Annotated in this window: 20 protein-coding genes; 5 read left to right on the top strand and 15 right to left on the bottom strand. The window is 62.2% G+C overall.

Going from position 1 to position 23,683, the window contains the following annotated elements:
* Window positions 1-18 precede the first annotated feature (18 nt).
* From ftsX to HJY11_RS12945, 6 genes are all read right to left on the bottom strand, one after another.
* Complete coding sequence (gene ftsX, locus HJY11_RS12970; protein WP_208076374.1) at window positions 19-924, bottom strand: permease-like cell division protein FtsX; 906 nt, start codon at window positions 922-924, stop codon at window positions 19-21.
* Complete coding sequence (gene ftsE / locus HJY11_RS12965) at window positions 921-1,601, bottom strand: cell division ATP-binding protein FtsE (protein WP_208076373.1); 681 nt, start codon at window positions 1,599-1,601, stop codon at window positions 921-923. Before ftsE ends, ftsX begins: the two co-directional genes overlap by 4 nt.
* An 18-nt stretch (window positions 1,602-1,619) precedes the next feature.
* Window positions 1,620-2,705: a PucR family transcriptional regulator gene (locus HJY11_RS12960; RefSeq protein WP_021660332.1), complete on the bottom strand. Its 1,086-nt coding sequence runs from the start codon at window positions 2,703-2,705 to the stop codon at window positions 1,620-1,622.
* 401 nt (window positions 2,706-3,106) lie between these two features.
* A complete protein-coding gene (locus HJY11_RS12955; protein WP_208076372.1) occupies window positions 3,107-3,736 on the bottom strand; it encodes a hypothetical protein in 630 nt (209 codons plus the stop codon).
* Window positions 3,733-5,703, bottom strand: coding sequence for a hypothetical protein (locus tag HJY11_RS12950; RefSeq protein WP_208076371.1), 1,971 nt, complete (start codon window positions 5,701-5,703; stop codon window positions 3,733-3,735). Before HJY11_RS12950 ends, HJY11_RS12955 begins: the two co-directional genes overlap by 4 nt.
* Window positions 5,704-5,772: 69 nt before the next feature.
* Window positions 5,773-6,165: a hypothetical protein gene (locus HJY11_RS12945; protein ID WP_208076370.1), complete on the bottom strand. Its 393-nt coding sequence runs from the start codon at window positions 6,163-6,165 to the stop codon at window positions 5,773-5,775.
* A 220-nt stretch (window positions 6,166-6,385) separates the two neighbouring features.
* Here HJY11_RS12945 and HJY11_RS12940 point away from each other — a divergent pair, with 220 nt between their 5' ends.
* Window positions 6,386-6,970 (top strand): hypothetical protein, encoded by a 585-nt coding sequence (locus tag HJY11_RS12940; RefSeq protein WP_208076369.1) that lies wholly within the window; start codon window positions 6,386-6,388, stop codon window positions 6,968-6,970.
* A gap of 5 nt (window positions 6,971-6,975) precedes the next feature.
* Window positions 6,976-7,551 carry a hypothetical protein gene (locus HJY11_RS12935; RefSeq protein WP_208076368.1) on the top strand — a complete coding sequence of 192 codons (576 nt, stop codon included), beginning with the start codon at window positions 6,976-6,978 and terminating at the stop codon, window positions 7,549-7,551.
* Between the two features lie 102 nt (window positions 7,552-7,653).
* Here the strand turns inward: HJY11_RS12935 and HJY11_RS12930 are convergent, their stop codons facing one another.
* The 4 genes from HJY11_RS12930 to HJY11_RS12915 all read right to left on the bottom strand — a co-directional run bounded on the left by HJY11_RS12930 (window position 7,654) and on the right by HJY11_RS12915 (window position 12,473).
* Window positions 7,654-10,491, bottom strand: coding sequence for a hypothetical protein (locus HJY11_RS12930; RefSeq protein ID WP_208076367.1), 2,838 nt, complete (start codon window positions 10,489-10,491; stop codon window positions 7,654-7,656).
* The gene (gene rlmB / locus HJY11_RS12925) at window positions 10,484-11,248 is read right to left on the bottom strand and encodes a 23S rRNA (guanosine(2251)-2'-O)-methyltransferase RlmB (RefSeq protein WP_208076366.1); all 765 of its coding nucleotides are present in this window, start codon (window positions 11,246-11,248) and stop codon (window positions 10,484-10,486) included. Before rlmB ends, HJY11_RS12930 begins: the two co-directional genes overlap by 8 nt.
* 353 nt (window positions 11,249-11,601) lie before the next feature.
* Complete coding sequence (locus tag HJY11_RS12920) at window positions 11,602-11,859, bottom strand: hypothetical protein (RefSeq protein ID WP_208076365.1); 258 nt, start codon at window positions 11,857-11,859, stop codon at window positions 11,602-11,604.
* Window positions 11,860-11,972: 113 nt separating this feature from the next.
* On the bottom strand, window positions 11,973-12,473 hold the full coding sequence (locus tag HJY11_RS12915) for a hypothetical protein (RefSeq protein ID WP_208076364.1): 501 nt from the start codon (window positions 12,471-12,473) through the stop codon (window positions 11,973-11,975).
* Here HJY11_RS12915 and HJY11_RS12910 point away from each other — a divergent pair.
* Together HJY11_RS12910 and fba are read left to right on the top strand one after the other, a co-directional pair.
* A complete protein-coding gene (locus HJY11_RS12910) occupies window positions 12,466-13,401 on the top strand; it encodes a DNA-3-methyladenine glycosylase family protein (protein WP_208076363.1) in 936 nt (311 codons plus the stop codon). The genes HJY11_RS12915 and HJY11_RS12910 overlap by 8 nt on opposite strands.
* A 110-nt stretch (window positions 13,402-13,511) precedes the next feature.
* On the top strand, window positions 13,512-14,447 hold the full coding sequence (gene fba, locus HJY11_RS12905) for a class II fructose-1,6-bisphosphate aldolase (RefSeq protein ID WP_044992674.1): 936 nt from the start codon (window positions 13,512-13,514) through the stop codon (window positions 14,445-14,447).
* Between the two features lie 182 nt (window positions 14,448-14,629).
* On the opposite strand, the gene HJY11_RS12900 is transcribed toward fba, so the two are convergent.
* The 3 genes from HJY11_RS12900 to HJY11_RS12890 all read right to left on the bottom strand — a co-directional run bounded on the left by HJY11_RS12900 (window position 14,630) and on the right by HJY11_RS12890 (window position 18,070).
* Window positions 14,630-15,844 carry a hypothetical protein gene (locus tag HJY11_RS12900; RefSeq protein WP_243764533.1) on the bottom strand — a complete coding sequence of 405 codons (1,215 nt, stop codon included), beginning with the start codon at window positions 15,842-15,844 and terminating at the stop codon, window positions 14,630-14,632.
* A 284-nt stretch (window positions 15,845-16,128) separates the two neighbouring features.
* The gene (locus HJY11_RS12895) at window positions 16,129-17,079 is read right to left on the bottom strand and encodes a nucleoside hydrolase (protein ID WP_208076361.1); all 951 of its coding nucleotides are present in this window, start codon (window positions 17,077-17,079) and stop codon (window positions 16,129-16,131) included.
* 19 nt (window positions 17,080-17,098) lie between these two features.
* A complete protein-coding gene (locus tag HJY11_RS12890; RefSeq protein WP_208076360.1) occupies window positions 17,099-18,070 on the bottom strand; it encodes a nucleoside hydrolase in 972 nt (323 codons plus the stop codon).
* A 74-nt stretch (window positions 18,071-18,144) separates the two neighbouring features.
* On the opposite strand from HJY11_RS12890, the gene HJY11_RS12885 reads away from it, so the two are divergent.
* Entirely contained in the window at window positions 18,145-18,765 is a 621-nt protein-coding gene (locus HJY11_RS12885) for a Crp/Fnr family transcriptional regulator (protein WP_208076359.1), read from the top strand.
* A gap of 227 nt (window positions 18,766-18,992) precedes the next feature.
* Here HJY11_RS12885 and HJY11_RS12880 read toward each other — a convergent pair whose 3' ends face one another.
* Together HJY11_RS12880 and gltX are read right to left on the bottom strand one after the other, a co-directional pair.
* Entirely contained in the window at window positions 18,993-21,344 is a 2,352-nt protein-coding gene (locus tag HJY11_RS12880) for a SpoIIE family protein phosphatase (protein WP_208076358.1), read from the bottom strand.
* Window positions 21,345-21,800: 456 nt separating this feature from the next.
* Window positions 21,801-23,255, bottom strand: a complete 1,455-nt coding sequence (gene gltX, locus HJY11_RS12875) for a glutamate--tRNA ligase (protein ID WP_208076357.1) — start codon at window positions 23,253-23,255, stop codon at window positions 21,801-21,803.
* Window positions 23,256-23,683 lie beyond the last annotated feature (428 nt).

Raw genomic sequence — 23,683 nt, 5'->3', positions numbered from 1 at the left:
TTTGTCTACAAAGAGCGATCAGACTTTTAGGTGTTTGCGGATGGAGAGCACACTGCCCAGGGCGCCGGTCCCCATCCCCGTGAGGGCAAAGCCGGCCAGCACCCAGTACCAGATCTCTCCAAACGGGATGAGGCTGTCGGCCATGGACTGCAAAAACTGGGAGGTGGTGCCCATGATCATGTTCATGATCCCCTGGTACCCGCCCCAGACGGCGAAATAGGCGATGAGGGCGGCCAGCAGGCCGATGAACATCCCCTCCACCACAAAGGGCAGCCGGATAAAGCCGTTGGTGGCCCCCACGTACTTCATAATATTGATCTCCCGCCGGCGGGCGAACACCGTCAGGCGGATGGTGTTGGAGATGATCACCAGGGACACCGCCACAAAGACGGCGATGATGGCGGTGCCGAAGATGCTGACCATGTTCTTCAGCGAGACGATGGTCTCCGCCACGTCCTGGGGGTAGCTGACCGTCTCAACTCCGGGGGCCTTTTGGAAGGTGGAGACGGTGTCGTACATGTAGTCGAGGTTTTGCAGCTTGATGCGGTAGGAGGCGGGGAGGGGGTTGTCCTCCTCCAGCCCATCCAGCAGGGCTGAATCGGGTCCGAACTCCTCCCTGGTCTCATTGAGGGCGTCCTCCTTGGAGATGTACTGGTAGCTCTCGATGTTGCCGGTGCTGGCCACCAGCGCCTCCAGGTCGGTTCGCTCCTCATCGGTGGCCTCCTCGGCGATAAAGACCACGATCTCGTTTTGGCTCTCCACATAGGCCAGGGCCTCGCCCATGTTGATCGAAAAGAGGGCCGCGACCCCCAAAATCATCAAGCAGGCGCTGAGCACGGCGATGGAGGCCAGGCTCATCAATTTGTTGTGCCAGATGCTCTTGACCCCGGTCTTCACCAGGTATCCCGTTCCGCTTCCCTTCACCGCGCATCCCTCCAATCCGGCTGGTCGCTCAAAATCGAACCGCCCTCAATGGTGATGACCCGGTGGTCGTACCGGCGAATGAGCTCGTGCTCGTGGGTGACCATCAAGATGGTGGTGCCCACCTTGTTGATGGAATCGAGCATGTCCACGATCTCCATGGACATCTCGGGGTCGATGTTGCCGGTGGGCTCGTCGGCGATGATGAGGGCCGGTTTGTTGACCAGGGCCCGGGCCAGCGCCACCCGCTGCTGCTCCCCGCCGGAGAGCTCGTTTGGCATGTTCTTTGCCTTGTGGATGAGCCCCACCAGATCCAGCACAAAGGGGACCCGCTTGCGGATCTCCCGGTAGGGGGTATCGGTCACCCGCAGGGCAAAGGCCACGTTGTCGTAGACGTTCATCGACGGGATCAGGCGAAAGTCCTGAAAGACAATGCCCATGGACCGGCGCAGCTTGGGCACCTCCCGCTGCTTGAGCCCGGCTAAGGAGAAGCCGTTGACCACCAGCTCGCCGGAGGTCACCTTCTCCTCGTGCATAATGAGTTTTAAGAAGGTGGACTTGCCCGCGCCGGACGCGCCCAGAACAAAGACAAATTCCCCGTCGTCGATGCGGACGCTCACGTCCTTGAGCCCATAGGTGCCGTTGGGGTACACCTTGGACACGTTTTTGAATTCAATCATGTAAAAACTGCCTCAATATCAGTATTTCACAGGGTTGGAGTTCAGATATTTCTTGACCATCAAGGCCACCTTAAAGACAATGGCGTGATCGAATTCCCGCAGGTCCAGCCCGGTGAGCTTCTTGATCTTCTCCAGCCGGTAGACCAGGGTGTTGCGGTGGACAAACAGCCCCCGCGAAGTCTCGGACACGTTGAGGTTGTTCTCGAAAAACCGCTGAATGGTGAAGAGGGTCTCCTGGTCCAGCTGGTCGATGGAGCCCTTTTGGAACACCTCTTTGAGGAACATCTCACAGACGGTGGTGGGCAGCTGGTAGATCAGCCGGGCAATGCCCAGCTTGTCAAAGGAGACGATGGTCTTTTCGGCGTCGAACACCTTGGAGACCTCCAGCGCCACCTGGGCCTCTTTAAAAGAGCGGGCCAGGTCTTTGATGCCGGTGACCACGGTGCCGATGCCCACAAAGGAGCGGATATAGAACTCGCTGGAGAGGGTGTCCACAATGCTGCGGGCCAGCTTCTCAATGTCCTTGGTCTCGATGTCGGGGTGGATCTCCTTGACGATGACGGTATCGGTCTCGGAGATGTTGAAGATGAAGTCCTTCTGCTTGTCGGGGAAGAGGTTGACGATCACATCGTAGGCCGAGACCTCGGTCTTGCCCACGGTGCGCACCAGCAGCACAATGCGGTGGGCGTCGGTGCCAAAGTGCAGCTCCCGCGCCTTCACGTAAACGTCGCCGGGCAGGATGTTGTCCAGGATGACGTTTTTGATGAAGTTGTTGCGGTCGTACTTCTCGTCGTGGTACTGCTTGATGCTCGTCAGCGCCACCGTCAAGAGCCCCGCATAGCTGGCGGAGATGTCGTCGATACCGGCCACGAAGACGGCGTAGTCGCCCTTTTCGTTGGTGCCAAAGGGCTTAAAGGTATAGCCCTCTTTGACAAAGCACTCCTTCAAATTGGCATTTTGCAGATTGCAGCCCTCAAACACGTCGCCGATCTTGGTCAGCTCGCTGCAGGAAATGACGTTTCCCTTGTCATCGATCACACCGATGACCCGGTCCACCGTGTCCTTCATCTGGTGGATGATGCCCTGAAATAATCTGTTAGACATAGTGCGATTCCTCTCTTTTCCGAAGGTGCATGGCCCGGCGGCAAAAGGGCCCCGCAGAGGGCGGGGGACCCGGCCACCTCCATTGTGGAAAATGCCAGTATTGCCAAACCATATTATCTATATTGTACACAGCTTTTGGTATTTGTGCAATATAAAACGCGAAGATATTTCACGAAATTGTGCAATACTAAAGCGAACAGAGGGAACCGCCCCTGCAATTGGCAGTATAGTTTACAATTGTGACTGCAATTTTAACGTTCTGTGAACGGCGAGGGGGTAAAATAGCGGTTTTACAGGGAAAAAGAGGAAGCCGGGCGAATCCGCCCGGCTTTTGTCCGCCCCCCTTGGGGGGCGCTATGCCCCTGCTTTTTGGGGGGAAGAGGCCTCTAAAAAGAGGGCCCTCACTCCCGCATCCGCCGCAGGCCCCAGCACCCCAGGACCGCCAGCAGCAGCCCCGCCGCCGCAACGGCCCCGCACTTGGGCCAGAAGGTGGGCCCCGTGTGCACGTCGAAAAAGATGGTCGTCCGCTCCATGACCTCCCGCTCCATCAAATAGGCGCCAAAACAGTAGGCCGCGCAGAGGAGCAGCGGCACCGCCAAAGAGTGCAGAAGCTCCATCAGCAGCAGGCAGAGCCCCCAGATAAAGAGGACCTGCGCCCCGGTCTTGGCCAGGTGTTCCGCCCCCATCTCCGGCAGCAGCCAGACCCCCGCCGCCACCGGCGCCGCCGCGTGGAGGAGGTACCAGCCCAGGGTGAAGAGGGCCGGCCCCAGCCGGCCCCGGTAGCCGCCGTAGATGTAGAGCAGCTCCCGCCCGTCGCCGGTGAGTTCCTCCTTGCGCACCATCACCAGCCACCAGACGGAAAAAAGGGGGATCACCTGCTCGCAGAGACGCAGATAGCTGCTGGCGGCCGTCAACGGGTCCTGCCGGTACCAGATGGCCAGCATCCCCGGCAGCACCAGCCAGAGGGCGATCAGCGGCGGCAGGTACCACCAGCCCATCCCCCGCATCTTCCAGTAACACAGCCGGCTCATCCCTCCGCCCCCCTGCGCAGGTCATTCAAAAATTCCAGGGCGGTGCGGGCGTCGGTTCCGTCGGCCAGATAGGCCTTCACCTGGGCGATCACCGGCTCCTCCCCCAGCTGGAACACCGCCTCGCCAAAGGGCTGCACCACTTCCCAGCCGCCGCACCTGTCCAGGTCGATGACGCCCAGCATCGGCTCCGGCAGCCCCGTCCCCACGCAGTTGACCTCAAAGGCCTTGCGGGTGCGCTCGTCCAGCAGCAGGATGGCCGTCTGGGCCACCTTCTCCTTCTCCGGCGCGTCCGCCAGCGCCTGGTGGACAAATTCATCCGCCACCCACCGCATGGGCGGAACACGGCAGAGGTAGTGGTCGGAAAACTCCACAAAGGGGGTGTAGTCCACCCAGTCGGACTGGTCGGTGAGAAAGACCGGTTTGTCCTTCAGCTTTTGCGAGAAATCAAACCCCAGCTGGGCAGCCGCGTCCACCCGGCTCTGGTACTCATCCCAGAAAAGTGTTCCCATCTGATGAGAGAGAGAGGCGCTCACCAGTTCCATCCCCCCGCAGTCCCCGCGGGTCACCAGGCCGCCCAGCAGGGTCACCCCCTGGGTGCGCCCGGCGTACCCCTTCTCCGCCGGGGGAAGGGAGACCTCCAGCGGGCAGGAGGATGAGACCTGCAGGGTGAAGTCCTTCTCCGCCCCCACGGCGGCAAAGGGCACCTCATAGTCCTCGTAGAGGGGCACCCATCCCTCCAGGGGGTAGTAGCCAAACCCCGCCGGCAGAAAGACCGCCTGCCGGTTGGAGTAGGAGAGCCCCCCTTCGCCCCTGTACTGAAAGACCAGCTGCTCCAGCCGCTCCCCCGCAGGAGGGGAAACCGTCAGGTAGTCGCCCTCCCGCTTGTAGTCCAGGGGGTTGCCCGCCCCGTCGGTGAGGGAGGTGAGCTTGTAGCCGTGATAGAGGGTGAAGCGGCAGTCCGCCCCCACCTCATTTTTCTCCACAGTGAGGGCCGCCATTCCCTTGAGCCGGTCGGTGATTTTCAGCTTCAAGTCACAGCTGTTGACAGTGAAGTCCGCTGGCTGGTCTCGGGCAGGATTTTCGCTGTAATAAAGATAGAGCACATCCGATGTCCTGTCCGGGCCGTCTTCCCGCACCAGGGCCGACCCACGAAAAAAGAATCCCCCGGCACAGAGGAGCGCCAGTCCCCCGCACAGCAGTGCGGGCCAGCGCCGCCGCAGCCGGCAGCCCAGCCAGAGAAGGCCCGCCAGCAACAGGAGCCAGAAGGCGACCCGGAAAAGCCGGTACCCCTCCACCCCAAAGCCGTAGTCCTCGTCCAGAATCATCCTGTCCTGGTAGGGCAGGGTAAAGAGGGTGAGCAGCCGCCCGGCGGCCCTCCCGCCAAAGACGTTGACCGCCTCCAGCAGTTCGGCAAAGAGGCTGGACGAAAGATAGCCGATGAGCACCATCACCCCGTAGGCGGTGTAGCGCCCGGCAAAAAGGGCCAGAGCGGTTCCCATGCAGCTGGCCACCAAACAGGGCAGAAAGAGATAGAGCAGGTGCGCCCCCAACAGGTTGAGGCCGTATCCCACTGTGGCCCCCTGGTAGCGAATACAGGCGTAAATATTGTAGGCCCCGTACTGCAAAGTCAATAGGAGGGCAAAGCCCGCCAGAACCAACAGGTGGGCGGCGATCACCCGGCCCAGCCCGTTTTGTGCGGGACCCCAGGTCTCCTGCAAATTCTCGGCGCGGATCCCCTCGCTCAACTCGTACCCGATGAAGAGACAGAAGAGGAAGGGCACCAGAGAGTAACTCAGTGTCATGGCGTTGACCATCGACGGGTTGACCGCTTCCACCGCGTATTTTGAAAACGGCCCGCCAAGGTAGGACAGGCACTGAAAGTGGGCTGCCGCCAGGGAGAGAATCCCCGCAAAGAGCAGGGATTTCTTGCGAAAGCGCTGCACCGTCAAACAAACCAGCCTCTTCACCAGACCCATCCCCTTTCAAAACAGGGAGGCACTGCCCAAGCAGCGCCTCCCTTCCCATTTAATTGACCATTAGTAGGGACAACACACGGTTGCACTACCTTTAGTTTTGCTCCAGTAATTGCTAATACCAACGCGATGTTTCCCGCCAGGAGCACTTACCCGTGATCCACTATCATTAGTCCCTTTACTGATACGTACATTCTCAACAATTTTAGCTCCATCATCTCTTACTACTCGCAATGCCATTGTACCTGTCGATTCGGAGTAATTTGAGCCGTGCCAATAAATACTAGCCCCATACTCGCTCCAAGCGGAGAATTGCTCTGGATCGTCCAATTCTCGGCGGGCCATCACACAATTTGCAGTAGCAGGAATCGCCAACAACGCCACCGCTCCTAACGCCGCAATCGCCAGTGCCAAAACCGTTTTGCACTCTTTTTCATTTTTCTTTCCTTTCTCCATAAAAGGAGTTCACAACATGACTAGTCCATCCAAACTTTCCTGTCCAATGGAATCATCTCCTTATCTCTATCATAGACCTTTTGCAACAAAAATCAATCATATTATACAAAATAAAAAAATACTGTTGTTTTGAATAATTCAAAACAAATAAATTGTACACATTTTCCATGTTTTTCCTCCTTTGCCCCTGCTATACTAATTAAAAAGGGGGCAAACGGTCATGAAAAACAAAAAGGGCCTCATCTTTCTCATCTGTGTACTCGTCCTGGTGGTGGGCTTCGCCCTGCGCCCCCTCATCATGGACTGGATTTGGTATACCTTTATAGAGAAACCCGTCGTGCTAGATGAAAACCGAGGGGTCGCTGTATCCGTCTTTCCAGGGGAGGAGGCCGTTGACGTGATTTGTAACGGCTATGACTACACCAAAAACCATGAAAAGATGGCCCTCGACCGGGACTGGGAGGGGTATGATCCCCGCCAGGCAGAAGGTGCCGTCACCGGCACATTTGGTTCCAGCGATTATCTGGGCGGCGAGGGGGTTGCCTACAAAACCTACTACTGGGGCTACTCCATCCGCCAAGCCGACGGCACCGCCGACACCTACCGCCTCTACCCCGCCAGCGACTACGAGGCCAATGCCTGCATCCGCACCGGCGATGAGATTTCCTTTACCTATTACAAAGACCAGCAGGGTCACCTGGTCATCGGCGAGTACCACTGTCCCCAAGCCGAGCAGCGGCTGCAGGCCTGGGTTGACGCCCAGAGCGACGAGACCCTGCAAAAAGCTGGGCTCAAGAGGAGGTAAGTGCCGTGAAAAACAAAAAAGGCCTCATCTTCCTCATCTGCGTCCTCGTCCTGGTGGTGGGCTTCGCCCTGCGCCCCCTTCTTATGGACTGGATTTGGCACACCTTTTTCACCCAGCCCCCGCCGGATAACAATCGAGGGGTCGCGGTATCCGTCTTTCCGGGAGAGGAGCCTGTCGACATTCTCTGCAACGGCTTTGACTACACCAAAAACCATGAAAAGATGGCCCTCGACCGGGACTGGGAGGGGTATGATCCCCGCCAGGTCAAGGGGGTCATCACCGGTAGCTACAGTTCCAGCGATTATCTGGGCGGCAAAGGAGCAGCCTACAAGACCTATTACACTGCCTACTCCATCCGCCAAGCCGACGGCACTGCCGACACCTACCGCCTCTTCCCCGCCAGCGACTACGAGGCCAATGCCTGCATCCGCACTGGCGACGAGATCTCCTTTACCTATTACAAAGACCAGCAAGGCCACCTGGTCATCGACGAGTACCACTGCCCCAAAGCCGAGCAGCGGCTGCAGGCCTGGGTTGACGCCCAGAGCGACGAGACCCTGCAAAAAGCCGGTCTCAAATAGGCCGCTTCGCCTGCCCGCACAGATAAAGAGAGAGGGCGGCTCCCCGTTTTGGGGAAGCCGCCCTCTCTCTTTTTATTGCACCGCGGCTTTTGGCCGCAAAAATCACTGCTTTTTCAGGGCGGGCAGGGCCACGGTCAGCACCAGCCAGACAAACTGGTAGCCCAGCACCACCGCGGTGCTCAACTGTCCGGCGCCCCCGGTCAGGGCGAAGAGGGCCGCCAGGGCCACCCCCAGTCCCAGCCCCACAAACTGCACCACCAGGGCCGCCAGCACCCCGCTCTTGGCCCCCAGGGCGCAGAGGATGCCCTGGGCGAAGGAGAGGAAGGAGCCCATGGTGGTCAGCCCGCAGTCCCCCGGCCGGTCGTCGTGCAGGGCGTCCAGCTGGGCGGCGGTGTGGCTGTGCACCAGGGTGAACATGTCCTCCGGCAGGCCGTAGGTCTCGGAGATGCGGGACACCGTCAGCCCCGGGTCGCCGGTCTTCACCGCGATCAGGGCGCCGGTCTTGTCCAGCCGGGCGAGCAGCTGGCCCACCTGCTCGTTGGCGGTGTAGCTAAGGACGAACATGGCCGTCAACTCGCCCGAGGTGGCCAGGTAGAGCAGTTCCCGCTCCCCCTCCTTGCGGTACTTGGCCTCGTAGTCGGCCGAGGGCAGGTCGATGCCGTGGTTGCGCATCAACTCCCGGTTGCCCACCAGCACCCGCTTGTTTTCAATCCAGCAGGAGTACCCCATGGCGTTTTCGTAGGCAAAGCTGTCGTAGGGCAGCAGGATGTCGGTGCGGTTTTCAATCACCTTCATAAACACCGGCTTCAGGTCGGACTCCCCGGCGCAGAGGACGCTGGCCGCCTTGAGGATGGCCTCGTCGATCCGCTCCCCGCCGAAGGTCTTGATGCCGTGCAGCAGCACGCTCCCCCGGGGGAAGAGGTCGGTGTCGCTGACCACCAGCCCGTTGAGATCGTACAGCCGCTCCACCGCCGAGTAGCCCGCCAGCACCCCGCCGTAGCGGTTGAGGGTCTTGCAGGTGCGGCTGAAAGGGACGTTGAAGGCAAACATCAAAGAGAAGGGGGCCGACAGGCAGAGCAGCAGGGAGAAGGCCCCCGCCGCCCCCACCAGGTCCTGCTTGAAGAAGTAGATGCTGCAGCCCACCGCCAGGGAGAGCACCAGGCAGATGCCCGACGCCACCCGCGCCCAGCGGTCGGAGGGGTCCTCGGAAAAGCTGTGGGAGACAAAGCCGTCCAGCACCTGGCTGCGCTTGCGGTAGCAGAGCGCCGGCTCGCGGATGGCCAGGTCCTTGACGATGTTTTCCGCCAGGGAGGCCGGCTCCACCATCTCGGTGGTGTACTTGTCGCTGTCCGAGGCGATGAAGCGGTAGTTGCGCAGCACCCGGTGCACCATGTTGAGTTTGCCCATGCAGTTGCAAAAGAGGGAGAACATGGCCACCGACGAGTAGAGAAAGACGTCGGGGCTCTTGAGATAGCCGGGGTTGACAAAGAGGACTGCCGCCTGCACCAGACAGCCGAAGAAGGCCAGCCCCACCAGGGAGTCGTTGTCCCCCTTGAGGGTAAAGGTGTAGAGAAAGCCGTTGACCACGGTGGAGGTGCAGCAGAACACCCCCGCCAACAGCAGCAGCAAGTTGAGCCCCAGGTAGAGATAGGGCCCCTCCCCAGGGGAGAGGAAGGCGGGTACCGGCAGCCCAAAAACCGGCACCAGATTGTGGTAGCACAGCAGCAAGAAGAGGGTGAAGGTGATCCCCATGCGCATCTTCAGCTTCCCCTTGAGGGAGCAGAGCTTTTCTAGGGCGGTGTGCTCGTCCTTGTCGGTGAGGAAGTCCTCCTCGTCCTCGGCCTGGGTGTAGGCCGACTCCTCCTCCCCGGTAAAGGCCTCGGCGTCGCCAATGGCCCCGTGCTCGATGGTGAACTGGGACACCTTGGGCGCCCGCGCCCGGCGCAGCAGCTCCCGGGTGTCCAGGCTCTCGGCCTCGGCCACCGCCTGGCGCATCTCCCGGTCCATCCGCTCCCTGATGTCAAAGGTGCCGGAGGGGGCCTCCTCCGGCAGTTCCCGGGCGCGCTTCTCGCTGCGCTCCACAAAGATCTCCGCCTGGCCCGAGACGTTCAGCGGCACCGGCTCGCGGATGGCGCGAAAGACGTCGGTCTCGCTGGCCGGACGGCGCTCCGGCTGGGCGGGGGCGGGAGCAGCCGGCGCGGCGGCCGTCTTTTCTTTCTCTTCCTCTTTCCCCTCGCCCTCCGCAGGGGTGGAGGCAACCGGGATGGGGGCCGGTTTTTCCCCGCTCTCGGCAGGGGCGGCCGGTTCCACTTTGGCGGCGGGGGGCGCTCCTCCCCCCTCGGGGACGGGAGTAGGCTCCGGCCCCTCCCCGCCCGCCGGGGCGGAAGGGGCAACCGATTCGGGTGCCGGCGGGGCGGCCTCCTCCCGGGCGGGGCGGCCCCAGGAAAACCGCTTCTTCTTGGGGCGGCGCTCCCGCTCCAGGGGCAGGCCCTCGATCTCGGGGACGATGGACTCTGGGGTCTCCTCCCCGCTGAAAAAGCTGGCCACCTTTTGGATGCGCTGGGCCTCGTCCGCCTCGCTCTCCCGGTGGGGCAGGGCGGAGAAGGGGTGGATCTCCCGGTGGGCCACCGCCGCCTCGGGGGCGACAGCGCCCTCCCCCCTCGGGGCCGGCTCCGGCGGGGCGGCGGTCTCCCGCTCTCCCCCGGGGGCATGGCGGTGCTCCCACGCGGCCTGCAGGGGGTCGGAGGCAGCGCTCCGCTCGGCCTGCACCTCCTTGACCAGCTCGGCGGCCGAGGGGCGCTTCTCCCCGCCCGGCCGGGGCAGTGTGGGGGCAGAGGCGGGGGGCGGGGCCTCCGGCTCCCGCTTGGCCCGCACCTGTTTGAGGATTTCGTCCACCAGGGCGTTTTTGGTCAGCGTGTCGTACTTGCGGTTTTTATCCACGTTCCTTCCCCCTTCCCCTCTCGGCGGCCAGCCGCTGGTTTGCCACCTCGTACAGAACGACCCCCGCGGCCACCGAGGCGTTGAGGGAGGTGATCTTCCCCCGCAGGGGGAGGCTGACGGTGACGTCGCACCGCTCCTTCACCAGCTTGGAGACCCCCTCGCCCTCGCTGCCGACCACCATGCCGACCCCGCCGGCAAAATCGGTGTCCCGGCAGTTCTGGCCGTCCATGTCGGCGCAGTAGAGCCAGAGCCCGGCCTTTTTGAGGTGCTCGATGGCCTGCACCAAATTCCCCACCCGGCAGATGGCCAGGTGTTCACAGGCCCCGGCCGAGGTCTTGTAGACCGCCGCCGACAGGGGGGCGCTGCGCCGCTTGGGAAGGATGACCCCGTGGGCGCCGGCGCACTCGGCGGTGCGGATGATGGCCCCCAGGTTGTGGGGGTCTAAAATCCCGTCGCAGAGCACCACAAAGGGCGCCTCGCCCCGCGACCGGGCAATCTCCAAAATCTCCTCAATGGAGCGGTAGGCAATGGGCGAGACCGAGGCCGCCACCCCCTGGTGGGGCACCTCCCCGGCCATCTCGTCGAGCTTCTCCCTCTCCACCTCTTTGAAGGGGACCCCCTTCTCCTTGCAGGCGGCCAGGATTTTGGCCACCCCCTTGGGGCGGGCCCCCCGCTGCAGGTAGACACAGTCCACCCCCCGGCTGCCGCAAAGCGCCTCGTACACGGCGTTGCGCCCGACTACCAATTCATCGTACATCGCTCATTCTCCCGCTTCTCTATCCCTCGCGGCCCGGCGTTGGCCTGGGCCGCGGTCTCTCTGTTTGGCATTCGGCGTTCCGGACCATTTCCCGCCGGCTCACTATCTGTATTAGTATAGCACAGAGGACCGCCCCCTTTCAATTTTTTGCGGCCTTTTTCGCCCCCCCACGACAAAAAAACGGGGGTGCCTCTCCCCCCCCCTCTCCCCCCGGGACCTCTGCGCCCGGCCAACCGGCGCCCCCTACACGCCCGCCCTGTAAAAAAGGCGGCTTTCGACGGGGCGAAGGGGCATGCCGTCCTTGGGGACAGAAAAAGTGGGAGGGCGTCCGTTCGCCCTCCCGCTGCGTCGCTTCAGTGAATCAGCCAGTAACAGGCCCCCGCCCCAGCCAAAAAGGTCCCCAGGTAGCGCAGGCCGACGAGGAGCCAGTCCCGCCAGAGCGCCGTCCGCCGGTAACTCACCAGGCCGGAGAGGGCGCCCGTGGCCCGCTGCCGCAGCTGGGCGGCGCCCAGGCCGTCCGCCTCTCCCCTCACAATGACAATGGCCCGCTCAAAACAGTCCTCTTTTTGGCCGACAATCTCCACCACCCGCTTGCTCACACCGCGCACCACCCGGCATCTCTCCCTTCTGCCCATTTCTCACCTTTAGGTTTGCCAAATCGGCGGGGGATTTATGCAGCCCTTGGGAATTATACCGGTGGTATTTGCTGGAGGTTTCCATAATTTCAGTGGAAAACCCTGTGGAAAGTGTGGAATCTCTCTGTGGAAAACAGGTTGAAACGGTGGAATACCGGGATTTGCAGCCTCCTGCACCCCGATGGAATGTGAATATTATGTAAACTCCACGGCAATTTCAATGCCTGCATCGCCCCAAAATGCAAGGGGGAAACGCCCCGTTTTTTCGCCGTTTTTCGGGGCGATGGCCGGCCTTTATTTCGTGCAATCTGTCTAAATCCCACCGATCCACTCGGATTTTTCCCTCTCCGGCGGTGGGATTTTCCGTTTTCCAGCGCCCCTTTTTCTGGTATAGTGGGGGTAGAAAGGGGCAGAAGCCAGCCTTTTTCCACCGGCCCGGGGCAATTCACAAAGGGGCGCGCAATGGCGGTGGAAAGCCCTTTTGCCCTCCCCTGCAAGCGGCGAAAAGAGGGGAAAACCAGCCCCTGCAAGCCCCCGATTTTCGCCCTGCATTTTCTGTTTTTTGGAAAAGAGGTGTGTTTGATGTCCACCCAATTGCTCCTCCCCTCGCCCCCCGGGCTCACCGCCTGCCGGCGGGGGGATCGCCTCCTCCTCACCGGGGAGGGGGGAAATCCCCCCTTCTCCCTGGGGGACACCCTCCAGTGCGGCCAGTGCTTTGGCTGGCGGCAGGACGGGGAGGGCTGGTGGCAGGGGGCGGTGGGGAACACCTTCTGCCGTGGCAGGGAGGAGGGGGACGCCGTGGTCTTCACCGGGCTGCGCCCCGGGGAGGAGGGGGCGATCCTCTCCTACTTCGACTGGGGCCGGGACTACCGGGCGGCCAGGGCACTGCTCTGCCGCAACCCGGTGCTGCGCCGGGCGGTGACCTTTGCCCCGGGTATCCGGCTGCTGCGGCAGGACCCGTGGGAGGCCCTCTGCTCCTTCATCCTCTCCCAAAACAACAACATCCCCCGCATCCAAAAAATCGTCCGCGCCCTCACCGCCCTGCTGGGGCAGCCCCTGACCCATCCCGACGCGCCGGGGGCGCTCCTCCACACCTTCCCCACCGCCGAGCGGCTGGCCCGCTGCACCCCGGAGGAATTGGCCCCCATCCGCGCGGGGTTTCGGGCTGGGTACATTCTGGATGCGGCCCGGCAGGTGGCTGCGGGCCGGCTCGATCTGCACACAGTGGCGGCCCTGCCCCTGGAGGAGGCCCGGGCCGCCCTCTGCCAAATCAGAGGGGTGGGGCCCAAGGTGGCCGACTGCGCCCTCCTCTACGGGCTGGGGCGGTGGGAGGTGGTGCCCATGGACGTCTGGATGAAGCGGGCCATGGCCCAGCTCTTCCCCAAGGGTTTCCCCCGCTACCTGCGGGGGTATGAGGGGCTGGCCCAGCAGTTTCTCTTTCACTACTGCCGGCACTGCCCCGGGGCGCTGAAAAGCCGGGTCACCGGGGGCACGGCGGGTGAAAAATCCCCTGTTTAAAAAGACAAATGCGCCATATGCCTTTCCAAACGGCCCCGGGTCTGCTATACTAAGGGCTAGAAGGCCGGCGTGTGAGACCGGCCGACAAAAGAATAGGAGCGTGAATTTCTATGCCACTGGTAAATACCCGTGAGATGTTCAAAAAGGCATATGAGGGCGGCTACGCCATCGGCGCCTTCAACGTCAACAACATGGAGATCGTGCAGGGCATCACCGAGGCCTGCAAAGAGCTGCAGGCCCCCGTCATCCTGCAGGTGTCCGCCGGCGCCCGCAAGTACGCCAACCACACCTACCTGACCAAACTGGTCGAGGCGGCGGTCGAGGAGACCGGCGTCCCCATCGCCCTGCACCTGGATCACGGCAACTCCTTTGAGCTGTGCAAGAGCTGCATCGACGGCGGCTTCACCTCGGTCATGTTCGACGGCTCCCACCTCCCCTACGAGGAGAACGTGGCCGTCGCCAAGCAGGTGGCCGACTACGCCCATCAGTTCGACGTGACCGTTGAGGCCGAGCTGGGCCAGCTGGCGGGCATCGAGGACGACGTGAAGGTCGACGCCGACAAGGCCTCCTTCACCGACCCCGCCCAGGTGCAGGACTTTGTCACCCGCACCGGGGTCGACTCCCTGGCCATCGCCATCGGCACCAGCCATGGCGCCTACAAGTTCAAACCCGGCCAGAAGCCCCAGCTGCGCTTTGACATCCTCGAAGAGGTGTCCCAGCGGCTGCCCGGCTTCCCCATCGTCCTGCACGGCGCCTCCTCCGTGGTGCCCGAGTTCGTCGAGATGATCAACCAGTACGGCGGCGCCATGCCCGATGCCATCGGCATCCCCGAGGAGATGCTGCTGCAGGCCTCCAAGATGGCCGTCTGCAAGATCAACGTCGACTCCGACCTGCGCCTGGCCATGACCGCCGCGGTCCGCAAATACCTGTGGGAGAACCCCTCCCACTTCGACCCCCGGCAGTACCTGGCCCCCGCCCGCGACGCCATCCGCGAGATGGTCAAGCACAAGATCAACAACGTCTTGGGCTGCGCTGGCAAAGCCTAAACCAGCTGCTCCTATCCACCCGGCAGGCGGCGTTTTCCGCCCCGGGGTATAAAGAGGCACCGGTCGTCTAGACCGGTGTTCACAAGACAAAAAAGGTTCTGCCTGTGGCTTTCCCAGGCAGAACCTTTTTACTGTCGCTCGGCAGGCCTGATCTCCCTTTGCGGGACAACAGCGCTTTCTGATTAACCGGCAACGAGATAAATATGGTTTTCATCAAAACAAATATCTGTGGTGTGCCCGTAAATCTGTATCATGTCTTCCATTTCCTCTATAAAAACCCTGACCTCGGGGTTGCTGATCTCCGCAAATGACTCCACAATCTTTTTCTCGATGCCGACTGCATTCTTTTTTAGTTGGGCGCCGCTGTCCTGAAGAAATTCATCGACAAGCCCTTCCTTTACAATGGGGATACTGCCAATGAACTTTCCAACTGTTTTGCTGGCAGCGCCAAGGCCCTTTAAAGCACTGGTTTCCAGAGAAGAATCACTCAACTTCTCTAAGTATAGCGAGCATTGACCATAGATATCTCTGTATGCTAAAGCGAGGTTTTCAATCTCTGTTTTTATACACGCAATATTTTCCTCTTTAAAATCACCGCTCAGCATGATTTCGAGCAAAGACGCCAGGGAAAACGTGTAGAGCGACAACCTATAGTACTTAAACTTCTTCAGCAAACCTTGAAGAGCGGTATTGACTTTGGACTGCGACACAACCAATCGTTTTGCACGCAGAACTTCACTGACCTCTTTTTGGTACGAGTTCATGTGCTTTCTCGCCGTCCTCTGGATATCGAGGACTAACTTATGATTGCTCGCGACAAAGTGCTCATTGTCCCAATTGAATTTATACTTTGCGACAATGGTAGACAGCGTCTCTACATCGGCTTCAATCGCTGATTCCTTTTCCGTCTCCAGGAATGACAAAATTTGTTTTTCCATTTCGGCAATATTGCCCAGTTGCTGCTCTATAGAAAAAAGAGCAGCAGCCATCATTACTGTAGCTGGGTCTATTGGCATGTGCACAGTCGTTGTTTGCGAAGAGGGACTCGCTTCCTGAAGCTGCACGAGTTTCGACTTTCCCTCAACAGTTTTGAAAGCGCCCCAAAAATTTCCGTTTTTCGCCTTTTTAAGCGCATCGTTAACGCCTACATTTGCCAAACGATATAGCCCCTGTGTCTCAATAGATGTCGTTTGGATGACCGTTCTCAATGCCGGAACGAGAGACGCCACACCAGCGCCAAGCGTAGACAGCTGTGCAACCGGCACACTTATGGAACTGCCCCTTGAAAGATCAGCGCGGGTAATAGCTAAAATTTCATTCGTTCTTTCAAGTAGACTTTTCCCCACTTCATCTCTTTCTAAACCCTCACTGTCATTCATTTGGTTCAAACCATTCAAACCAATAACCCCCCATAACATTTCCCCATAATGTTATAAAATTATTGATTTTTCTATCTCTGACAACAGTATATCGCATGTCTCAAAGTGACTCAAGAGCAAATTGATCCACCGCACTGGGCACTTGAAACTGACGGCAAGAACAACCCTGTCATCAAAACTACTTTGTGCATGCCGTTCACGCAATTGTCTCCCTTCCCCCTTCGGCAACTGCAGAGAGAGCCGGCCTCTGACGAGGTCGGCTCTCTCTGATGAAAAATGAGAAAGGCTTGTGGGCAGTTCCGTTACAGGGTGACCCGGTCGAGGAGGTACTGGTGAAAGCCCGCCACGTCGAGGCCGGTGACCACCAGGGAGTTTTCCGGCGCAGGCTCGTCCCCAAAGGCCGGGTCGTAGAGGTTGCCGGGCTTGCAGAAGACGGTGGCCCCCCGGGTGAACGCCCCCTGGGTCTCCACCCGGGTGTGGGCGGGGAAGCTCTCCCGAATCAGGTCGGGCCGGGCGAGGACCGCCAGGGCCGCCGGGTCGGGCAGGTCCACCGAGGGCGCCCCGCTGTTTGCCCGGGCCAGTTCGATCATGGTGCGGTTGCAGTCGATGCAAAAGCGCCCTGCATCGCTGGCGGCGCGCATTTTCTCCATGGCCGCCTCGTCCAGCCGCGCCTCGCCGCCACAGGCCTCCAAGGTGACCAGGGTGATGGGCACCCCGAAGGAGAAGACGATCTGCGCCGCCTCCGGGTCCACCATGATGTTGAACTCGGCGCAGACGGTGTGGGGGTTGTGGTAGGGGTGCGCCCCGCCCATGATGGTGATGTGCCGCAACTTTTTCATGGCTTCGGGGTACTTGCGGATGGCCAGGGCCACATTGGTCAGGGGCCCCAGGGTCAGAAGTTCCGCCTCTCCCCCGCCGGCATAGCGGGCCAGGGCGTCGGCCCCGTAGCCGGGGGCCGGGGCGAGGGCGGGCTCTCCCAGGGTGCCCAGGTCCCCCATCCCGTCGGCCCCGTGGATCTGGTCAGCCGTCTCCAGCTCGCAGAGAAGGGGGCCGGGCGCCCCCACATAGACCGGCGGCTGGTAGGTGCCTGCCCGCTCCACCGAGAGGAGGGCGTTTTTGACCGCCAGGGGCAGCTCCACATTCCCCGCCACGGTGGTGATGGACAGCACCTGCAAGGTGGGGTCCCGCAGGGCCGCCACCAGGGCCACTGCGTCGTCGGACGCGGTGTCGGTGTCAATGATGATCTTTCTCACTGCGCATTCCTCCTTCACGCTATTTCACCAACTCGTACAGGTAGTGGAAAAAGCCCTCCTGGTCCATCTCGTGGACCACCTTTGCCTGAAAGGGCGGACGGGGCCCCTCCCGCTTGGAGACAGCCCCCCACTCCGGCGGGCGGCGGTCGCAGACCATCATCCCGTAGGTCAGGTCCGACCCCTGGGTCTCCACCCGCACGTAGGCGTCAAAGGAGCCGGTGATCAGATCGGGCCGGGTGAGGGCCGCTAGGGCCATGGGGTCAGGCAGGCTGATGGAGGGGGTCCCCCGCCGCTGGATGCTGAGCTGGCGCATGGTGTCGTTGCAGGTCACACAGAACCACCCCTGTTCTGACACCGCCTCCAGCTGCGCCATCTGCTCCGCCCCCAGGCTGCTGTCCCCCCGGCAGGCCTCGATGGTGGCGATGGTCAGGGGGATGCCCGAGCGGCAGACGATGTCCGCCGCCTCGGCGTCCACCCAGAAGTTAAACTCGGCGGTGGGGCTGGTGTTGCCGTAAAAGGCCGCGCCCCCCATGGCGGTGATCCGCGGCACCCGCTTCATGGTCTCCGGCTCCTGTAAGATGGCCAGGGCCAGGTTGGTCAGGGGCCCCAGGGTCACGATCTCAATGTCCCCTGCCCCCTCCCGCACCAGCTGCAGGATGGCGTCCACCGCGTGGGTGCGCTCGGCCTCCACCTCCGGGGCGCGAAAACAGGTTTGATCCCCCATTCCATCCTTTCCGTGAATCCCCTCGGCGCAGCGCAGGGACCGGCAGAGGGGGCGGTCCGCCCCCGGGTAGATGGGGGGGCGATCCCCCCCGGCGTAGGTGACGCTAAGACAGGCATTTTTGGTGGCCAACTCCAGCGGGACATTCCCCGCCACAGTGGTGATGGCCAGCACCTGCAAGGCGGGTTCCCGCAGGGCCATGACCAGGGCCACCGCGTCGTCGGACGCGGTGTCGGTGTCGATGATGATCTTTTTGCGCGCTGTTTGCATCTGCGATCTCTCCTCTCTCAATTGACAAATGAATGCCGCCCCCCTATCATAAAAGAAAACGGGGGTGGGTCTCTGTGGACAACATTTTGGAATACCTGGCACAGCGGGGGCTGCTGGGGCACTTTTCCCCCTTTGCCTGCAAGAATGGGGAGGCCATTTTGCTGCAGGGGGAGGTGCCCGAGTGGGCCTGCCTTCTCACCGAGGGGGAGGCGGTGGTCCGCACCCTGGACCCCGACGGCTTTTCCGCCATCCTCTACCGCTACCGGCCGGGGGAGATTTTTGGCGACCTGGAGGTCGTCTGCCGCCGGCGGGTCATCACCACCGTCTTCGCCGCGGGGGATTGCCGGGGCTACCGCATCGGCGGGGAGGCGCTGCTGGCCCTGTTGCGGCGGGATGCCGGGCTCTCGCTGCGCCTCTATGAAAAGACCGCCCGCCAACAGCTCGACCAGTCCTTGGAGCGCGCCGGCGCCAAGGGAAAGACGGTGGCCGTTCGGCTGGCGGCCCTCCTCCTGGCCAGCGCCGACGAACAGGGGGTGGTCACCCTGCCCAAACAGGAGATGGCCGACGCCCTCTTCACCACCCTGCGCAGCGTCCACCGGGCCCTACAACAGCTGGAACAGGCAGGGCTGGTGCGGTCGGGCCGCCGGGCAGTGACCCTCCTCTCGCAGGAGGAACTGGCCGCACTTACAGCATAAAATTCTCCCTCTCAAAAGAAAAAGACCGCCGTCTATTTTTTCGCAAAACAGACGGCGGCTTTTTTGTGCACCTTTGCACAGGGGACAGACGCGCGACAGCGCCCCTTCGCCGGCAAGAGAGCGAAAGGGGCGCTGCCACAAAAAGAGGAGATGGTATGCAAAGCCGCTGGCCGCCGCTCTCCCCCGCTGACCGGGCAGGGGAGCGGCGGCCCCGGCAGGGGAAACGCCTATTGGGCCGAGACCCGAAAGCAGATGGCGGTGATGTCGTCGCGCTGGCCGGCGGCGTGTTTGGCCAGCTGGCAGATGGCCTGGGCGATCTCCTGGGGTTCCCGGTCCTTTAAGAGGGCCAGTTGCTGGGCGATGAGGGTCTCGTCCTCCCCCACCGCGCCGTCACTGACCATCAGCACCAGGTCGCCGGCCTTGAGGCGGGCAGTGCTCTTGTCCAGCGCCACACTCTGGAGGATGCCAATGGGCAGGGAGGGCTTGCCCAGCCGCACAGCCCGGCCGCCCCGCAGCAGATAGGTGCAGGGGCTGCCTCCCTTGACAAAGAGGGCCTCGCCGGTGAAGCAGTCAAAGCGCATCAAGTCGATGGTGGAGACCGCCTCATCCCCGGTCTTGACCGCCAGGGCGCTGTTGATGAGTTCCACCGAACCGTCAATGTCAAAGCCCGAGCGCAACACAGTGGAGACCACCGAACAGGTCATGGTGGAGTCGATGGCGGCGAAGTCGCCGGTGCCCATCCCGTCGGAGAGAACGCAGTAGCAGTAGCCGTCCTCCCCCGAAAAGACGTCGAAACTGTCGCCGCAGCGGCCGTCCGCCGCCAGCTGGCAAGCCCCGTGTTCCAGCACCAGGGGTGGGCGCTCGTTGAGGGTGAGGTAGCTGCCGTCCAGGGTCTTTTTGAGTACCCCCTCATCAAAGTTGCGCTCGCAGTAGTCCGAGAGCTCCTCCGAGATATAGCGCTGCTGCTTTTCGCTCAAGTCGTTGTCCAGCTTGAGCTCAATCTTGGCCCCCTTTTGGCGGGAGGTGGTGCAGAGGACGTCCTTGGGCGCAAAGCCCAGGTCGGCGAGGAGGTTGGCGATCTGGCGGCTGGAGAGCATGTCCACGTCGTCCATGCTCTCCACCTGCTCGCCCATTCCCGCCAGCAGTTTGGAGAGGCTTTCCATCTGGCCGATGACCCCGCTCTTGACATAGGACATCTTCCGCCCCGCCGCCCGGTTTTGCAGGTAGCGCTCATAGCCCTCCTCCACCGCCTGCAGCAGGGGGGCCAGCTTGACGCAGCGCTTGACAAAGTAGGGGGGCAGGTCCTCCCCCGAGAGCTGGCCCCGCTGTTGCAGCGCCTCCATCCCCTTGTTGAGGCAGTCGCAGGTCTCGGTGTACTGCTGCTCCCAGCAGAAGCTGCACAGCCCGCAGTTTTTGCAGACTTTGTCGGCGGCGCAGTGGTAGACCTGGGAGATGTCCTCCCCGCCCAGGGTGTCCAGCCGCTTGTAGAGGGTTTGAATCTTGTGGGAGACGGTGGAGAGGGAGGCGGCGGTGGACTGCAGCTTGTAACTCACCATCCGCTTGACCCGCTCGCTCTTGACCAGGCTGTCGGCCCCCTCTCCCAGGGGAAGGGCCCCCAGCAGCCTCCCCGGCAGGAGGAGGAAGAGGGCACAGCCCACAAACCACTCCACCACCAGCCCGCCCGAGAGCTCCTGCGCCGGCAGGAAGGTGGCGACAATGGTGCAGCAGACCCCAAAGGAGAGGGCGCAGAGCACCTTGTTCTGCCGCGCGAAGAGGCCCGCCACCAGCCCCCCCAGGGGGAAGGCCCCCATGAACAGCAGCATCTGCGGCCCTGAGAGGGAGATGGCCAGCGCCATCAGAACCCCCGCCACCGCGCCGGTGGACTCCTTGCCCAGGTAGGCGGCCACCAGGGTGAAGACCACCGCCGCCATCCGCCCCACCGAGAGGCCCAGCACCGCGACCCCATCCAGGGCCATCAGCCCGCAGGCCAGACAGATAAAGAGGCTGGCCAGCTGCAGGTTGGAAAAGCCCTTGATGCTCTTCCCCTGGGAGAAGGCCGCGGCGGTGACGGTGAAGAAGTAGCAGACCCCCATGGTCAACAGCGCCTCGCTGGCGGCCAGGGCCAGCCGGTCGGGCGCCAACCCCACCGCTGAGGCCAGCCCCACCCGGGCGATGAGCACCCCCAGGCCGCAGGCGGTGATCTTGGGCCAGGCCGCCCGCCGCTCCTCTGCCCGGAAGGCCAGCCCCCAGCGCAGCACCACCGTCAACAGCGCCGCCGCCAGATAGGTGAGACCCGTCTCCAACGGGGTGAGCAGCAGGTAGCCGCAGAAGGCGCCGGTGGCGCTCCAGAGCAGGTAGTCGCCGGGGACCGCCGCCAGAAAGGCGATGGCCAGGGGGGACATCTCCCCCAGCAGCGAGGCCCCTGCCAGCACAAAGCCCACGGCGAACACCCCCGCCTGCCGCAGCAAAAAGGCGTGGCGGTGGGCCATCTGGGCCAGCCAGCTGCGCTGGACTCCCCCCTTTTTCCCCACCCTGCCCCGGGCCAGCCGCCCAGCGGCTGTAAACAGCATCCCTCTCATGGCCAATTCCTCCCTGGTTTGCGCATCTTCCCTCTCCCCGGCGCATACACATAGGGGGGAGGGGTGTCGGCTCTCTTTGGTACATTCAGTATAGAGGGCCGGCGGGGGGAAATTCTGTCGCAGCGGGCATGGGGAAAAATGGCTCTTTGCGGCGAGGGCGGCGGGAGAAAGGCCCCTTTTGGGAGAAGGAGGCGCTTTTCCTCGGGAAGGGGCGCAAAAAAGGCGGCCCCTCTGGGCCGCCTCTCTCTGGTTCAAGGGAATCGCCGTCAAACCCGGCCGTTCGGGTATCTCCCCATTGCGCGGCAGGGCGCTTGGGGGCGGGGTCTCTATCCCCTCTCTTTCGGGCGCCCGTCCACCGCCCGGCAGGGCGGGCCACACACAGAAAAAAGGGGGCCGCGGGGTCGGCAGAACCCCGCGGCCCCTGGCCGCCTCTTCTCTTTTTAAAAAACGCGCCCGTTAGCCCTGCAGCTGGGCGATGCCCTTGCGGATGCGGGCGAGGGACTCTTCCTTGCCCAGGATGACCGCCATCTCCACCCCGCCGCCGGGGGTGAAGGACTTGCCGGTGAGGGCCACCCGCAGCGGCCAGAGGATGGCGCCGTTTTTGGCTCCCAGCTCGGCGATGAGGGCAAAGAGGGCGTCGTGGACCGGCGCGAGGGTGAAGTCCTCGACCCCCTCCAACACCGGCAGCACCTTCTGCAGGGCGTCCAGGGAGGTCTCGGCGTTGGTCTTCATCTTCTTGTGGGTGTAGAGGTCGTTGCTGTAATCGGGCAGGGCGTCGATGAAGTCCAGCTGGGGGGGCACCTCTTCCAGCACCTCGGTGCGGGCGTGCAGCACCTGGGCCAGCAGGTGAAAGTCGATGTCCTCCCGGGCAACGCCCTTCTTCATCCAGGGGAGAACGGTCTCGTAGAAGGTCTCCTCGTCCATCCGCCGCAGGTACTCGGCGTTGATGTAGCGCAGTTTCTGGGGGTCGAAGATGGCGGGGGATTTGGAGATGTCCTCAGGGGAGAACTCCCGCACCAACTCGTCGAGGGTAAAGATCTCCTGTTCGCCCTTGGGGTTCCACCCCAGCAGGGCGATGTAGTTGAGGACCGCGTCCTTCAAATAGCCCTTGGCCACCAGGTCCTCAAAGGAGGCGTCGCCGTTTCGCTTGGAGAGCTTTTCGGTGGCGTTTTTCATCACCGGCGGGCAGTGGATGTAGACCGGGATCTCCCACCCGAAGGCCTGGTAGAGAAGGTTGTACTTGGGGGTGGAGGAGAGGTATTCGTTGCCGCGGATGACGTGGGTGATCCCCATCAGGTGGTCGTCCACCACGTTGGCAAAGTTGTAGGTGGGCATCCCGTCGCGCTTGATGAGCACCTGGTCGTCGAGGGTGCTGTTCTCGACGGTGATGTCGCCGAAAATCTCGTCGTGGAAGGTGGTCGTCCCCTCCAGCGGCATCTTCTGGCGGATGACATAGGGCTCCCCGGCGGCAAGGCGGGCCTCCACCTCCTCTTTGGAGAGGTTCCGGCAGTGGCCGTCGTAGCGGGTGGGTTGGCCGGAGGCCTTTTGGATGGTCTTCATCTGTTCCAGCCGGTCCTTGTCGCAGAAGCAGTAGTAGGCGTGGCCCGACTCCACCAGCTGCTTGGCGTAGTCGATGAACATCCCCATCCGCTCGCTCTGCACATAGGGGCCCACCGGACCGCCGATGTCGGGGCCCTCGTCCCACCGCAGGCCGCACTGGCGCAGGGTGTTGTAGATGATGTCCACAGCCCCCTCGACCTTGCGCTGCTGGTCGGTGTCCTCGATGCGCAGGATGAAGGTGCCGCCGTCTTTTTTGGCCACCAAATAGGCGTATAGGGCGGTGCGCAGGTTGCCCACGTGCATGTAGCCGGTGGGGCTAGGCGCAAACCGGGTGCGAACTTTGCCTTCCATTCTCTTTACCACCTTTTCTTCTCTTCAAATCAAAACTGCCCAGCCGCCGGGGCGGGCGCTGTGGCGGCGTGCAGTCGGCCGCCGTCGCACAAAAAAGGCGGCGGCAGCCACCTGCCCTTATAGTACAGTCTGGGCCGGCATTTGTCAATTTATTGGCCGCTGGCGGGGGGATTTTCGACGCTTTGCGGGGGCGGGGGGATTTTCTCCCCCTGCTCTTTGTGGTATAATAGCCGCAACGCGGCTATTATACCAAACAATGGCCAAGCAGATGCGCAAACACCCTTTGCTCCCTGCCCCATGGCCTATACCACTCTGCGCTGCGCGCCCGTGGTATCTGCGCCGCAACGCGGCTATTATACCAAACAATGGCCAGGCAGATGCGCAAACACCCTTTGCTCCCTGCCCCATGGCCTATACCACTCTGCGCT

This window comes from Bittarella massiliensis (ex Durand et al. 2017) (assembly GCF_017566145.1).
Lineage (GTDB): Bacteria > Bacillota > Clostridia > Oscillospirales > Ruminococcaceae > Bittarella > Bittarella massiliensis_A.
The sequence above is the reverse complement of the archived record's forward strand: the minus strand, read 5'-3'. Positions and strand labels throughout refer to the sequence as shown.